Raw genomic sequence first — 13,974 nt, forward strand, 5'->3', positions numbered from 1 at the left:
CTCACGATCCGTCCAACAACAGATGTGCCAGCCGTTCGCTGATTTTCGCCGACACCTCTATACCTTCCGCCTCCCCCGCCGCGACGACCTGGCCGAAGACATTCTCGTCCAGATCCAGGTGGTCGAGAATGACTCGGACCGCGTGCTCGATCTCGATATAGCGCTTGGGCAGCATCGACAGGGTCCGATATGCCGCGAACGGCTCGGCGCCGGGGTAGAGCCGGACGATCGCGGGCAGATCCTGCCAGCGATCCGGCCACTGCGCATCGTGCGGCTGCGGATCGACCACGGCCGCACCGTGGTAGCGCAACATTCCGAGCCGCAGCAGATGCCAGATCGCGGCCAAAAATGGACACGACCAGCGAGTTCGCCCGTCCTCGGTCTTACTCCACAACTCGATATCGATGAAGATCGTATGTTCGTTGGCGCTGTGCACCTGCGGCGAACGATAGGTTCGCTCCCGCATCGCCTGGGTGGGCTCGGCAGCCGAGGATCGGCGGCCGTTGCACAGCCAACCGGACTCCGCGGTGGGTGGCCGTCCACCGGTGTCGTCCGGGGCCGGTTCGGGAACGATACAGGCCGCGACCATTTCCGCCAGCGGAATCGGCTCGCCCAGCGGGACGCCGCCGACGAATTCCGAGGTCTGCGCACAGGCCGATTCGCGGGCCAGATAGTCGATCTTCAGCCCGCATTCCTCGGCGGCGGCCAGCAGCTGGGACAGGATCTTCTGCGGAGTGTGATCGGCGCTTCTCGCCGGGTCCGGCTCCGGCGAATCCGAATCTCGGGCCCGACTCCGGACATCGTCGCCTTGGAAGTAGTCATCGATCAGATAGCAGGTACTGATCCGGGCGCCCGGCCCGTACTGGATGCGCGCCGATTCGGAGAACGCCTCCACCAGAGGTTTGATGCGGCGGAACTCGCTGCGCAGCGCCTCCGGATCCTCGGCGATCGTCCTCAGTTTGAAATGCCCGACCTCGATCGACAAGTGCGACAACGGGACCGGCGTGATCTTCGGGTGCTCGGTTGCCTCGCTGTATCCATCGACCATACGATCACAGCCTTCTCCAGGTAGCCGGATCGACCAGCCGCCGGGCCAGTTCGGCGTACGCCTTCCCGGTGTCCGGGTTGGCGATATGGGCATTGACATCGGCGTCGAGAATGATCTGCTCACGCCATTGCAGAATGGGTTCCATCGGAGTTTCGCCGAGTACGGCGGTCATGCCCAGCCGCTTCTCATTCGCGAGCTGCCGCAGAGCCTTGTCCTGTTCGTCCAGCCAGGCGGACTGTGCGGGGAACTGCTGAGAGTTGCGGGCTTCCTTCCCGGATACCGCCGTGCGCACATATCGCACCGAATCGAGCAGCTCATCGGGGTTGTGCCCATATTTCTCGCCCATTTCCAGCAGCCCGTTCTTACCGTGCACCAACCCGGATGCCGCGATGATGTGCTGGCGGGTCCAGCGGTGGAACACCAGCCAACGCACTTTGCGGGAGGTACGCGACGCAGCCCCGGTGGAGGTGGGAGGCGCGGTGGCGCGCAAGGCTATTTCCAACGCGGCCGAACGTCCCGCGCTCAGATCCACGATGACGACCTTGAACTCCTGTTCCAGTTCGAGTAGCAGCCGTGCGCAGCGCTCCACGATAACCTTGTCGGGACTGAGGAATTCGGCCCCGCCCTGATCGCCGGGGAGCAGCATGAGCCGACTCAGGCGCGGACCACGGCGCAGACCCGGCCGATCGGTGGCGGCGGCCACGTCGACACGAGTCACCGCATCGTGCTCACCGAGCAGATAGGAATGTACCCCGCTGTGTTCGGCACCCCGCTCCACCGCGCTGATCTCGAACAGCGCACCAGCGGTCGGTGAACCGAAGTCGAAGTCCACGTAAGCGACGGTGTGGCCGGAGCGACACAGCCGGTAGGCCAGATTGCAGCTGGTCACCGACCGCCCCGTGCCGCCCTTGTCAGAGGTCGAGAACACCAGCACTATGCCGCCCTCACCGGGTCGCGTCCTCACGGGCGTTGGCCAGCTCGTCGAGCTGTTCCAACGCACCCACCGCGAGACTGAACGCCGTGCCCGGACGCTGACGCCACAGCTGCCGCGCTCGGTCGAGGGACTGCTCGATCCGATCCAGTTCGGCTCGCTTGGCCGACTGATCGTCCTCGCTCACCTCGAGACGTTCTCGGTTGAGCAAGTCGTCGGCCTCGCGCAGCAACTCCTGAGCACGATTGACCATCGGTTGAGGCGCGGGCGGCGGGCGCCGGAACGTGTCGTAGGCACCGACGAGGAATTCCATCACCCGCTCGGTGAGGAACCAGGACGGCTCGTCGGTCGGGAGCGGAGGGGGCAGGCCCAATACCGGACCGCTGTCGTCCCACAGACCGGCCGCCGGCCCGCCCTGCATGGCCCGCTGATCGATGTGGTCCATGGTGGTCTCGGCCAGAGCCATGAGCTGATCGCGAACGGACACCTCGACCGCGACACTCACCGCCTGTATGGTGCGTTTGAGCAGCAACGTCGCGAAATCCGGTACATACCAGGACAATTGCGGTCCACCGTCGATATCCTCGCTGCCGGCCAGCCGGAGCCGGACACCCGGGAAATGCAGACGTGCGGCCTGATCGTCCAGCGTCGGGCGGCTGGTGATGCGCCCACGACGAGCAAGTTGATCGAGCACCCCGACGGTCCGCTCCAGATCGTCCGTACTATCGCGACGGACCAGATCCTGGATCAGGATCGCGGTGACGACCAGACTGTAGTAGTCCGATTCCTCACCGTCGGAGGTGCGCCACGGAATGTCCTCGAGCGGCCACCGTTCGTTGACGAAACGCGCCACGGTCGACCAGTAACTCTGTGCGAGCTCCAGTCTCAACTGCAGTTCGTCGGCAAGCTTGCGCTGGGTGGCATCGAGCAGATCCAGCTCACGAATACGCTGCGAGGACAGATCCAGGATGCCGTCCAGCGCGACCATCGTGAAGTAGAGGTAGGGCCGTGGTTCGGCGTGACCGCTGGCGATCGCGACGTGCCCACCGCCGACGTCTGCCAGCGTGCCGGCATTGCGTACGACGCCCCAGCCCCAGCCGCATTCGAACAATCGGCGGTCGTTGGCGATCTCGAGGACCTCGGGCTGGTCGAGCCGCACCTCGTTGGCCGCCCGGACCCGCAACTGCTCCAGCTTGGCCGACAACGACCGGACGATCTCCGCGTTCGGGACGCCGGACTGATTCACCATGCGCAGAATTGCCTGCCCCGCAGGTGATTCCGGTTCAGTGGTGTGAATGACGAAACTGCGCACCAGTCCCGCCATCGCCGCGGTCAGCCGCGTGCCGACCTGTCGCTGCACCGTCGACATCCGGTTCTCGAACTGAGCCTTGGCCTCGTCCCGCAACAGCCCGGACATCGACTGCTCGTATCCCTTGAGGAAGCGCATCGCGGCGATGCACAGACTCAGAGACATCGAATACGAATCGACGATCTCGACCGATTGCTCGTTCTCGGTGGGCGTGTAATCCTCGGAGGTGCGCAGATAACTGCCCATCGCGAAGATCGGCTCGTCGTCCTCGCCGGAATAACGAGCCAAATATTCCTCGATGAGATTGACCAGCACACTGCCGATGCGGGTGTCGCTGCCGAACGGGGCGAGCGCATTTGCCACATCGGGTGCGATGTCATCGGGTCTGTCCAGCCGGAAGGTGTCCAGCGAGGTGGCCGGATACAGCAGGCACAGCAGCTGTTCGGCGTCGCTGATCGAGTTGGATCCGTCGCGCCCGCCCCAGACCCATTTCTTCTCGCGGTAGCAGTAGTCGAGCACCGAGCGCCACAGATCCAGAAGTTGTTGTCGCGGGCGGATTCTCATCGCACCGCTCCCGCACCGCCGCGGAGCGCGGTCAGCATGTTCGCTTGCGCGGGCGTACGACGCCCTAGCTCATCGAATATCGGCCCACCGCGACCTCGCCGACGCCCAACGGACCTGTGCTCGAGCAGGTTCGGCCGCACCCTACAGTTGACTCTTCGCACTCGCCCATGCCCCCGCATCCGGTCACCGCTATAGATCGCTACCTAGAGTGTGCCTGGAAAATCCGAAGCGGACCAAGTGATTCGGACAATTTCCCGAACCGGACGGTTGTCATTGCCGCTGCACGGTCGTCGGCAACTCGCCCCCACCAGGTGAGCGGTGGACGCAATCCGAGATGTTCACTCAGGGTGGTGCCGGCGTATTCGGTAGGGTACGAATTGCGTTCCCGCAGTTCGGGAATCAACCAGTCGACGTTTTCGTCCAGACCGGTCGGCACCAGATGCGGCGAGAATGTTGAAGTCGCTTGCGCCCTGGCGGACCCAGCGGTGTGGAACGGCTCGGCGTCGGTGGTGGCCCGCCCGGCGGCCATCCTTTCCCTCCGCGTGATCGCAACACCGGGAAGAGTCGACCGGCCGCGTACGGCTACTGTGACTATCGGTCATCCGTCGATCGGGAGGATAGCGATGAGTTCCAACGGTCCTGCTTCGAACGGCCTCGTCAAGGGGCTGGTCCGGGGATTCAACAACGGGATGGTCGCCCTGATGCGAGTGCCCGTGCTGGGTGAGCGGATGAGCGGCAGCATGGCCGAGATCAGCTACGTCGGCCGGCGTTCGGGCAAAACCTTCCGCACCCCCATCGCCTACCGCCGTACCGGAGACGACGTCGTGATCGGCGTGGCCATGCCCGACAAGAAGAGCTGGTGGCGCAACTTCCTCGGCGAGGGCGCACCCATCACGGTGCACCTGCGTGACGGCGACCGCACCGGGCATGCGGTCACCACTCGGGACGAGAAGGGCACGGTCACCGTGAACGTCCGTCTGGACCAGCCCGCCTGAGTCACAATCTCTTCCGGATGCCCTCAGCCTGATGAGCCTGGGAACGCTGGAACACTTTCAGGGTTGTGGCCGTCATCCGGTCCCGCAACTGCCCCACCCGCGCAGTCCACTGCCGGGTGAAACCGGGATCGGACTCGAGTCCATCCCAGATCGGCCGCAGTAGCGGCGACGCGTGGGCGCCCGGCATCCACAGCGGAACCAATTCGTCCAGCACCCGGGACAATTCGTCCAGCACCACATCGGGCCGGGTCTGGAATACGCCGAATCCCTCGGCCACCCGGCCGATGGCGGTCAGCAGCCAATCGTGGGTCGCGAGATCCTCACAGAAGCGTTGAGCCTCCGTGATGTGCTGCCGTGGCAACACGATTCGCACCGAACGCACCGTGTCGTCGTCGAGCCGGAAGAAGAACGGCAGCGCGCGCTCCGACGACTCGCCCACCTCGACCGCCCACCGCAACCGCGTGGTACCCGCGCGGCGAAACGGAATGCGTTGATCGAGCCGGCGATCCACGCGGGTCAGATTCGAGATCCGGCCACAGATCGAGCTCAGATCCAGCAGATCCTCGGCGGGTGGCCGCAGATAGCCGTCCACCAGTGAACCGCCGGATGCGGACCCGCTCACCACCTCGATGGTGCCCGGTCTGCTCAGATAGTGCGCCCAGGGCTGCCGATCGGACCCGTGCGCTCGGATCACCGTGGTCTGCGACGACCCCTGGAGCACCCGGCCACCGATCACAACCGCCCTCGAAGCGACGGTGCCGATCACGTGCACCCGCTTACCCCCGGTCCCGTCCACTCGATATTGGGACAGGTTGCAGTCGACGCCCTCCAGGCGATTAGGCGAGACCGCAAGGGGCACAGGACGTTCCCGGGTAACAACGGCACTGCCGAACTTCATCGCGCTGAGCAGTTCGACGCTGGCCGGGGCATCGAGTACCTGCCGGGACGGCAGCAGACAGGTCTGGATCTCCCCGAACATCGCCAAGACCGAGTCGCCCGAATCCACGCCGACGGCGGTCATTTCACGCCCCACCACCCGGCGCCGCCGAGACCTCACTGAGGAAGACATGTTGCAGGCGCCTGGTGAGTTCACGAGGAATCTCGACCCGCTCGCGCGCCCCACGTGCGAGAGTCTGCGCCACGAGTTCCTCGTCGAGGTGCACGTGATCGAGGATCATCCGAACCGCATGTTCGATCTTCAGATAACTCTGCGGCAGGATGGACAACGCCTGATACGCGGCAAACGGCGCGGCTTTCGGATTCAGCTGTACCACCGCGGGCATCTCCCACCAATGCTGCGGCCACCTTTCACCGGCCGGCTGGGGCTGTACCACCGGCCCACCGGCGTAGCGCACCACGCCCAAACGCAGAAGCTGCCATACCGATGCCAGGTAGGGACATGACCATCGGATATGTTTCGCACCACCCTCGCCGATACTCTCGCTCCACAGTTCCACGTCCAAGAATATCGAATGCTCGCGACGGCCGAGCTCTTCCGGCGGACGATAATTCGTCAATTGCATGGCTTGCTTCGAATCATATTCCGAAGATCGCCGGCCGTTGCACAGCCAGCCGGATTCGATATCCGGCGGTCGCCCGCCCGTGGTCGCGGGCACCGGCTCGGACACAATCGAGGACGCGATCATCTCCGCCAGTGGAACGGAATGCCCGGTCGGCTGTCCATCCACATACTGCGGCGACTCCCAGCAACTGGACTCACGTGCGAGATAGTCGATGACCAGGTCGTACTCCTGCGCTGTGCCGAGAATTTTCGCCAGCACCTCGGTCGGATCTGATTTCGACCCGAAATAGTCGTCGACCAGGAAGCAGGTACTCACTCGCGCGGAACTGCCGAACTCGGCCCGGGTGGCTTCGGTGTACAGGTCGACCAGCTTCTTCACCCGCCGGAATTTGTTCCGGACGAGTTCGAAGTCGCCGGTCAGGTCTTTCATATAGAAGTGCCCGGTTTCTATGGACAGATGTGACAGCTCGATATTGGCGATCTTCACCTGTTCGGTTGCCTCACCGTACCCGGTGCCGAAATCCATGATCAGAAATACCCCTCCCCCAGCCAGGTATCCTCGTTGACGAGTTCATCCGCCAATTCGGTGAAGGCTGTCACGGTTTCCCGATTGGCGATCCTCATATCGACGTCGGTATCGAGAATCACCTGTTCGCGCCATTGCAGAACGGGTTCGACCGGCGTCGTCCCGAGGGTCACGCTCACGCCCATCCGATTCGCCTGGGCAAGCTGATCCAACGCCTCGTTCTGTTTCCGGAGCCACGCCCACTGCGCGCCGCTCGCGCTCGCTCCTGGCAGCACGTCATTGGTCGAGGGCACCGCGGTACGAACGTATCGCATCGAATCGAGCAGCCGCTCCGAGTCATAGCCGAGTTTCGCGCTGTTTTCCAGCAGGCCATTCGGACCGTGTACCAGACCACTCGCCGCGAGGATATGCTGACGGGTCCAGCGATGGAATACCAGCCACCGCGCCACCGCGTCGCGCAACGAACCAGCGGCCATGGCACTGAGCACGATTTCCAGTGCCGCCGATCGACCGGCGCTCAGATCGATGAAGGTGACATCGAATTCCTGCCTGCAGATCACCAGTAATTCCACGCAACGCTTCACCACATCGGCGGTCACACCGAACGCACCACCGCCGCGATCGCCGGGATACAACGTGAGCCGATAGGGATTACGCGGGGCGCGAAGATCTGCACGCTTCGTTTCCGATCGAATATCGTACTGCGCGGGGATGGACTTGTTTCCGGTCAGGAATCTGTGCAGACCGTTGCCATCCGTGGTACCTCGGTCCATCCGGTCGATCTCGAACATGGCGCCGGCGGTCGGCGACCCGAAATCGAAATCGAGATAGGCGATATTCCACCCCTGAATGCTGAGTCTGTAAGCGATATTGCAGCTCGTAACGGAGCGACCGGCGCCGCCTTTGTCCGATGTGGAAAAGACGAGTACGGGATCACGATAACCCAATTCACTCACCTCGCGTCGCGTCACGAGTGGCGAAATCGAGTTCGTCCAGTTCGCGCAGAGCGTCGGCGCACAGGCTGTGCGCGGTGCCAGGGCGCTCGTCGACGAGCGCCCTGGCGCGCAGCAGCTTCTTCTCTATCTTTTCCAATGTCCACCTGTTCGGCGTGTGGTCTTTTCCGCTGAGCTCGAGAAACCGCTGATTGAGCAGGTGGTCCGCCTCGTTGAGCAGGTCGAGCGAGCGAGAAGCCGAGGTGGGCGACCGCAGCGGCGGGTCACGGTACGCCCTCTCGGCGGCGACCAGGCATTCGATGATCCGGTCGGTGAAATACCAGGAGGGCGCATCGGTCTCGACGGACGAGTATCCGACCGACTCGCTGCCTGCGGACTCCGCGGCGAGATACCGATCCGCATCGTCCCACAATCCTTTGGACGGCCCGGTCCGAAAGGCCCTTCGTTCCAAATGACTCATCGTCGCCTGTGCCAGTTCCAGCAACTGATCGCGAGTGGTGAGCGTGCCCGACAACTGCGCTGCCTGCAAGGTTCTCTTCAGCAACATCGGCGCGTAATCGGAAACGATCCAAAACAGTTTCGGACCATCGTCGACAACCTCACTGCCCTCCAACGGCACCGCAACCCCCGGAACGTGCAGACCCCGGGCAGGGTCGTTCACGGTCAGCCGGCTGGTCACTCGGCCGCGGCGGGCCAGTTCGTCGAAAATCGGTGTGGCCCTGGTGAGGTCGTCGTCGCTGGCAACCCGGGCAACGAGGTCCTGGATCAACAGCGCGGATACGCAGAGACTGAAGTAGTCCGATTCCTCGCCGTCGGCAGTGCGCCAGGGGATGTCCTCGAGCGGCCACCGCCCGCTCCCGTAACGGGCCATCGTCGACCAATAGCGCTGCGCCAAGTCCCATCGCAATTGCAGCGCGTCGGCAAGTCGGCGCTGTTCGAAATCGAGCAGATCGAGTTCCCGGGTGCGCGGCTGAGTGAGGTCGTTGATACCGTCGAGCGCCACAATCGTGAAGTACAGGTACGGGCGCCCGACGGCGTGCCCCTTCGACGAGGACAACGGTATGTCGACGAAGTCGATCTGCCGCGCGTCACGCACGACCCCCCAGCTCCAACCACATTCGAACAGCAGGCCCTCATCCTCGAGATCGCTGTCCGGAGTCTTGGTGAGTGTGACGTCCCGGCGCAAGCGCTTGCGCACCCGTTCGAGCCTGCGGGCCACTCCGGCGACCACCGCTTCGGGCTCGGAGTCGGTCTGGTTGAACATGCTGAGCATCGCCCGGCCCTCCGCGGTGGCCGGGTCCACGGACCGGACCACGAAACTGCGTACCAGTCCGACCATTGCCGCGGTCAACCGCCGATTGAGGCGCGCCTGCACCGACTCGACCGTCTCCTCCAGCCGCTCGGCTCGCCGGATGCCAACCCCACGCAGGGAGCCGAGGAACTGCAGGCCGGCCAGACACAACGTCAGAGACCTCGAGTAAGAGTCGACGACGTCGAGTGCTCGCTGCGACTCCGAAGGTTCCGCCCCGGCGATGTACCGCAGATAGGAATCCGCCGAGAAGATCGGCCGACCGTCCCGCTCGTACCGCTGGAGGTAGTCATCCAGCACGTCGACGATCCGCATTCCGATACGACGTCCCAATGGGCTCAACGCCTCCCGGACGTCGTCCGCCATCCGGTCGGGGTCGTGCAACGCGAAGCTCTCGATCTGGGTGGCCGGGTACAGAATGCACAGGAGTTGCTCAGCGTCGCTGATGGAATTGGAGCCCGCCTTGCCGCCCCAGATCCACACGCCGTCCTGGTAGCACGATGCCAGCAGCGAACTCCACACGTTCAGAATCTGTCGCCGTGGCTGGATTCTCATCGACTGCAGCCCCTTCACCGCTCATCGCGGATATCCGCGCCGACGGGTTGATACATGCCCAGAGTAGCCGCATCCAACCAACCCGCCTGCGGCGCTTCACATCCGGAACCACTTTCGCACCAGCAACGCGAAGAAGACCGACATGGAGACCGTGCCGAACCACGTTTCGACCGCGAACAGCGGTCCGGTGGCGCCATCCAACTGCGCGATGTCTCCGAGGCCCGCCGGATTCAGGAAGCTCGTCACCGACATGTACAGGGTGTCCCCGTATGCGTGAGATCCGACGATTCCGATGCCGATCGTCGAGAAGACCACCAGTTGTACGATCACCCAGCCGAGTAGCAGGAACGGCCGATACCCATAGCCGCACAGAGCATCCGAGAAGTATCTGACCAGCCGACGCACACCGACCGGCAGTGCCCCGGTGCGCGCTCGCGCCAACTGCAGACCGCAGCGATCCGCAGCGTTGGCATCCTCGGCGATCCGGTACAGCGCCACCGCGCGCTGGTAGGCCAGTGCCGCGTGCCGTGCGAGTCCGAATCCTCGCAGCTGGGCGCCACGCCGCTCGTACTCGATAGCCAGCAGTACGTTCTGCCGGGCGCTCAGACGAAGCGGGCCGCGAAACTCGACCTCGGCGGCGATCAGCGCGGCCAGCACCGCACTGGGCACTTGCCAGCCCTGCTCATCCAGCGATGGCCGCCGCGCACGGTCGTACAAGTCGGCGAAAACCAGAGTGCCGGCGTGCCGGCGTGCGCGGGGCGGATCGAACTCATCCAGCAGGTCGTCGACATACCCTTCGAAGGTTTCCAGCAGTTCCCGCTCGTCGCGCCCGGGTTGGTCCACCTTCGACGCGTAATCGGTTGCCTGCCTTCCGATCCAGGTCGAAATCGACGCGAGCCAAGGGGGTAGATCGGCCATGGGCGCGAGTCTATGCACTCACCTCGGCAGCTTGCACTCCATGACGTCGCGCGCAACTCCCGGACCGAAGTAGTTGTCGTTGTCTTCGGACTTCCGGTAAACGAACCCGGCTTCCTTGAACATTCTCGCGGCACGAAAGTTGGCCGGTCGCACAGTCAGCCACATGGTGTCGATCCCGATGTCCCGGCAGTGCTCCATAGCGCGGGTGAGCAGCTCACGACCGTATCCGTGGCCTTGCTGGGGTTCCACCACGGCGAAGGTCGATAACAGCGCACGTCCATCCTTCGCCATGATCAACGCATAACCGATTATCGCATCGTCCAATTCGGCCACCAGCCAATCGGACCCGTGTACCTCGAACAGCTGACGTAGTATGTAGTACTGCGGGGTCTCGGGAAAGATCGCTCCCTCGATAGCCATGATCTGATCGAGGTCAGCGAGGCAGGCCGGGCGATACACGGGCTCCGGTACGCGCGTGTTGTTCATCAGCTCCCTACTCCAAGGGCCTAAGCCGTTTGATTCCAGCGTAGAACTCGTTCCCACACCGATCACACGCTCGACCACGACGTCGTGGGACCCACCAGGTCGCAGCCGCAGTGTACTCGGCGTGTAATCCCTTTATCGTCCCACAGCAGCCGCATGTCACCACGAGTTCGGCCGATCACGAACTACGACTTCGGCACGGACCGCGAACGGGCACGGAGAACGCCGCATTACCTCCCGCGTAATCGCACGTCGTCGTCTTCTCCGGCAGGGTTGTGTTCGTTCGGTTCACGACCTCGGAGAAGGAGAATTCGATATGAGTACCTATGACGATGCGGCCCAGCGGTACTTCGCGGCGTGGAATGCCACCGCTGCGGAGCTGGCCGATGCGGTGGCGAAGGCGTGGATCGAGGATGGAGCCTACACCGATCCGCTGACCGAGGTCCGCGGCCACGAGCAGCTGGCCGCGGCCATTGCCGGTGTGCACGAACAGTTTCCGGGTTTCGTCTTCCGCCCGCTCGGCGTCGTGGACGGTCACCACGACACCGCGCGGTTCAGCTGGGAACTGGTCGCTCCCGACGGGAGCGCACCGGTGGCCGGCTCGGACGTCGTCGTGCTGGACACCGACGGACGGATCAGCAGCGTGCTCGGCTTCCTCGATCGCGTCCCGGCGTGATCGGATGAGCCCTGCCGCGCGGTACGGTCACACCATGACCACCGCCCCGCCGAGAGTCGGCCCGCTACTGCGCGAGTGGCGCAACCGCAGGCGGTTGAGCCAGCTGGACCTCGCGCTCGCGGCCGACTCCTCGGCCCGGCACATCAGTTTCATCGAGACCGGGCGTTCGCGCCCCAGCCGCGAAATGGTGCTGCGCCTGGCCGATCACCTGGATGTTCCGGTGCGCGAACGCAATACGCTGCTGATCGCCGCGGGATACGCACCACATTTCCCGGAGCACTCCCTGGAGGATCCGCAATTGCGCGAGCTGCGCAGCAATCTGGCGCGTCTGGTCACCGCGCACGAACCGTTCCCGGCCCTGATCGTGGACGGCGGTTACGATGTGGTGGCGTCGAACAACGGTGTGGGGCTGCTACTTTCAGGCGTCGCTCCGGAACTGTTGGAAAGCCCCAACGCGATGCGCTTGACCCTGCATCCCGACGGCATGGCCCCGCGCATCCGCAATTACGCCCAGTGGCGCGCTCATCTGCTGCACCAGATGCAACGCCAACTGGCTCTCACCCGCTCCACCCCGCTGCGCGCACTCTACGACGAGGTCGAGTCCTATCCCCCGCCGCCGAACTGCGGCGAGGAGCTGGCCCCGATCTCCGCCGCCCCCGCCCTGCCGCTGCTGCTGGAAAACGATGGCCGCACACTGGCTTTCATCTCCATCATCGCCACCTTCAACACCCCCACCGATATCACCGTCTCCGAACTGGCCCTGGAAACCTTCCTGCCCGCCGACCCGGAAACCGCCGCATTCCTCACCGGATAGCACCGACGCTGCAGCCCGCGAAATGCGGCTCGCGGCCCGGCCGGGTCGACGGCGTACTCCACGCGGCCACCCGCCGAGGCACGACCGGTTCGCCTTCCGGCGGCGGCACGCGTTCGAGTAACACTCCGTCCCGGCGGAATACTCGGGCGGTGTCGTCGTACGTCGCCCCGGCCGACGCGACATCGCATATGCCATCCTGCGGGCGAGCGCGGCAGCCCCTCAGGCGACGGCGTGCGGGGCCCGGAGCGGGGAAGCCTGGCTCCTGGCTCGGACCGAGGTGGTCACGCGGAGTGGTTCCTGTGTAATCGGCGTGGAACAGGCCGGGCTCACAGGGGCGCGAGCGCTCCGATGTACGTACCGGGGTGGCTCGCACCGTCCTGGCGGGTCACGCCCATGCCGGACGGCCACGGCACACGCAGCTGGGTGGTCGTGTCCGGGGGCGTCACGACGAGTGTGGCAGGCACCCAGTTACCGGGCTGATAGGTCAGGATGGCCGCGACCGCGTTCTTGGGCTGGATCGTCAGCGGTTGTGCGGAAACGGCTTGCCGGGGAAGCGAATACGTGGTCCCGTAGGTCGGGTCCTTCGGGCCGGTGAGGTCGACTCCGGGGAAGCCCTGGGTAGTGCACGCCGCCCCCTTGTTGGTCAGGACCACATCGAATTGATGGGGACGCTGCGGATCGTCCACCTTGGGCTTCTGGATGCGCAGATCGAACTGGGACGCCGCGCACGCCGGGAGCCCGGCCGAACTGGTCGCCGCTGGAAGCATCCCGGTCGAGACCACCGCCGCGAAGGCGCTCGCCGCGAGCATCGTCCGACTGATCGCGTTACCCGTCCTCATCCTGCTCCTCTCGAATAATGTTCCACCCCAGGAGCTTCCGCTCGCGCGATGGTCGATGGGCGCACGGGGCCGCGACACTGCGCCAGGACGTCCGTGCCGCACCCTGTCTACCACGATCCGGGGCGACAGCCGGAAAGGTCACGTGCGATGGGGGCCACTGTGACAGAATCTCCTGACGGACACAGGAGTATCCGAGGGGGCGAGAGCAGATCTTCTCCGGCACAGCAGTATTCGTCACCGAACTGGCGTTCGTGGGGCTGATCGCGTCCTGCAGCTTCGACGGCAATGTGCCGGGCACGCCGCCCGCGGTGACGATGAATCCTTCGGGTTCGGTCACATCCGGGCCGGCTGCCGAGGTTTCGTCGGAATACGGTCCCAGCGGGCCCGCACGTGTGGTCCCGCGCACTCCGCTGTTCACCGCGACACCCGCACCGGTCACCCCGGTACCGACGCAGGGGCCGCCGACGCTGTCGACCTTGCCGCCCGCGGAATCCCCGCCCGATACGTCGACGACAACCACCACGCCGGCAAC

The 13,974-nt window shown here is 64.6% G+C and carries 14 protein-coding genes and 1 pseudogene; 3 read left to right on the forward strand and 12 right to left on the reverse strand.

The window, feature by feature from the left end; genetic code table 11:
* Window position 1: 1 nt before the first annotated feature.
* The 4 genes and pseudogenes from NV1_RS29315 to NV1_RS43940 form a co-directional block, all read right to left on the reverse strand.
* The gene (locus NV1_RS29315; RefSeq protein WP_067898464.1) at window positions 2–1,048 is read right to left on the reverse strand and encodes an SCO2522 family protein; all 1,047 of its coding nucleotides are present in this window, start codon (window positions 1,046–1,048) and stop codon (window positions 2–4) included.
* Between the two features lie 4 nt (window positions 1,049–1,052).
* Entirely contained in the window at window positions 1,053–1,976 is a 924-nt protein-coding gene (locus NV1_RS29320; RefSeq protein ID WP_245713977.1) for an SCO2523 family variant P-loop protein, read from the reverse strand.
* Between the two features lie 16 nt (window positions 1,977–1,992).
* The gene (locus tag NV1_RS29325; protein ID WP_067898470.1) at window positions 1,993–3,852 is read right to left on the reverse strand and encodes an SCO2524 family protein; all 1,860 of its coding nucleotides are present in this window, start codon (window positions 3,850–3,852) and stop codon (window positions 1,993–1,995) included.
* Window positions 3,853–4,162: 310 nt separating this feature from the next.
* Window positions 4,163–4,337 (reverse strand): annotated as a pseudogene (locus tag NV1_RS43940) (F420-dependent methylene-tetrahydromethanopterin reductase); the annotation flags it as partial.
* A 138-nt stretch (window positions 4,338–4,475) separates the two neighbouring features.
* Between NV1_RS43940 and NV1_RS29335 the strand changes: the two are divergent.
* Window positions 4,476–4,847 carry a PNPOx family protein gene (locus NV1_RS29335; RefSeq protein ID WP_067898476.1) on the forward strand — a complete coding sequence of 124 codons (372 nt, stop codon included), beginning with the start codon at window positions 4,476–4,478 and terminating at the stop codon, window positions 4,845–4,847.
* 1 nt (window position 4,848) lies between these two features.
* Here NV1_RS29335 and NV1_RS29340 read toward each other — a convergent pair whose 3' ends face one another.
* The 6 genes from NV1_RS29340 to NV1_RS29365 all read right to left on the reverse strand — a co-directional run bounded on the left by NV1_RS29340 (window position 4,849) and on the right by NV1_RS29365 (window position 11,116).
* Complete coding sequence (locus tag NV1_RS29340; RefSeq protein ID WP_067898478.1) at window positions 4,849–5,868, reverse strand: SCO2521 family protein; 1,020 nt, start codon at window positions 5,866–5,868, stop codon at window positions 4,849–4,851.
* A 1-nt stretch (window position 5,869) separates the two neighbouring features.
* Window positions 5,870–6,895: an SCO2522 family protein gene (locus NV1_RS29345; RefSeq protein WP_067898481.1), complete on the reverse strand. Its 1,026-nt coding sequence runs from the start codon at window positions 6,893–6,895 to the stop codon at window positions 5,870–5,872.
* Window positions 6,896–6,897: 2 nt separating this feature from the next.
* On the reverse strand, window positions 6,898–7,842 hold the full coding sequence (locus NV1_RS29350; protein ID WP_067898723.1) for an SCO2523 family variant P-loop protein: 945 nt from the start codon (window positions 7,840–7,842) through the stop codon (window positions 6,898–6,900).
* A 1-nt stretch (window position 7,843) separates the two neighbouring features.
* Entirely contained in the window at window positions 7,844–9,712 is a 1,869-nt protein-coding gene (locus NV1_RS29355; RefSeq protein WP_067898726.1) for an SCO2524 family protein, read from the reverse strand.
* 96 nt (window positions 9,713–9,808) lie between these two features.
* Window positions 9,809–10,630 (reverse strand): hypothetical protein, encoded by an 822-nt coding sequence (locus NV1_RS29360; RefSeq protein WP_067898484.1) that lies wholly within the window; start codon window positions 10,628–10,630, stop codon window positions 9,809–9,811.
* Between the two features lie 18 nt (window positions 10,631–10,648).
* Window positions 10,649–11,116, reverse strand: a complete 468-nt coding sequence (locus NV1_RS29365; protein ID WP_067898486.1) for a GNAT family N-acetyltransferase — start codon at window positions 11,114–11,116, stop codon at window positions 10,649–10,651.
* Window positions 11,117–11,429: 313 nt separating this feature from the next.
* Here NV1_RS29365 and NV1_RS29370 point away from each other — a divergent pair, with 313 nt between their 5' ends.
* Together NV1_RS29370 and NV1_RS29375 are read left to right on the forward strand one after the other, a co-directional pair.
* Entirely contained in the window at window positions 11,430–11,789 is a 360-nt protein-coding gene (locus NV1_RS29370; RefSeq protein ID WP_067898489.1) for a nuclear transport factor 2 family protein, read from the forward strand.
* A 34-nt stretch (window positions 11,790–11,823) separates the two neighbouring features.
* Complete coding sequence (locus NV1_RS29375) at window positions 11,824–12,603, forward strand: helix-turn-helix domain-containing protein (protein ID WP_084525894.1); 780 nt, start codon at window positions 11,824–11,826, stop codon at window positions 12,601–12,603.
* Between the two features lie 326 nt (window positions 12,604–12,929).
* Here the strand turns inward: NV1_RS29375 and NV1_RS29380 are convergent, their stop codons facing one another.
* Together NV1_RS29380 and NV1_RS29385 are read right to left on the reverse strand one after the other, a co-directional pair.
* Window positions 12,930–13,412: a DUF4232 domain-containing protein gene (locus NV1_RS29380; protein ID WP_373864670.1), complete on the reverse strand. Its 483-nt coding sequence runs from the start codon at window positions 13,410–13,412 to the stop codon at window positions 12,930–12,932.
* A 16-nt stretch (window positions 13,413–13,428) separates the two neighbouring features.
* The gene (locus NV1_RS29385) at window positions 13,429–13,965 is read right to left on the reverse strand and encodes a hypothetical protein (RefSeq protein ID WP_067898498.1); all 537 of its coding nucleotides are present in this window, start codon (window positions 13,963–13,965) and stop codon (window positions 13,429–13,431) included.
* Between the last annotated feature and the right edge of the window lie 9 nt (window positions 13,966–13,974).

Source organism: Nocardia vaccinii NBRC 15922, assembly GCF_001613305.1.
Lineage (GTDB): Bacteria > Actinomycetota > Actinomycetes > Mycobacteriales > Mycobacteriaceae > Nocardia > Nocardia vaccinii.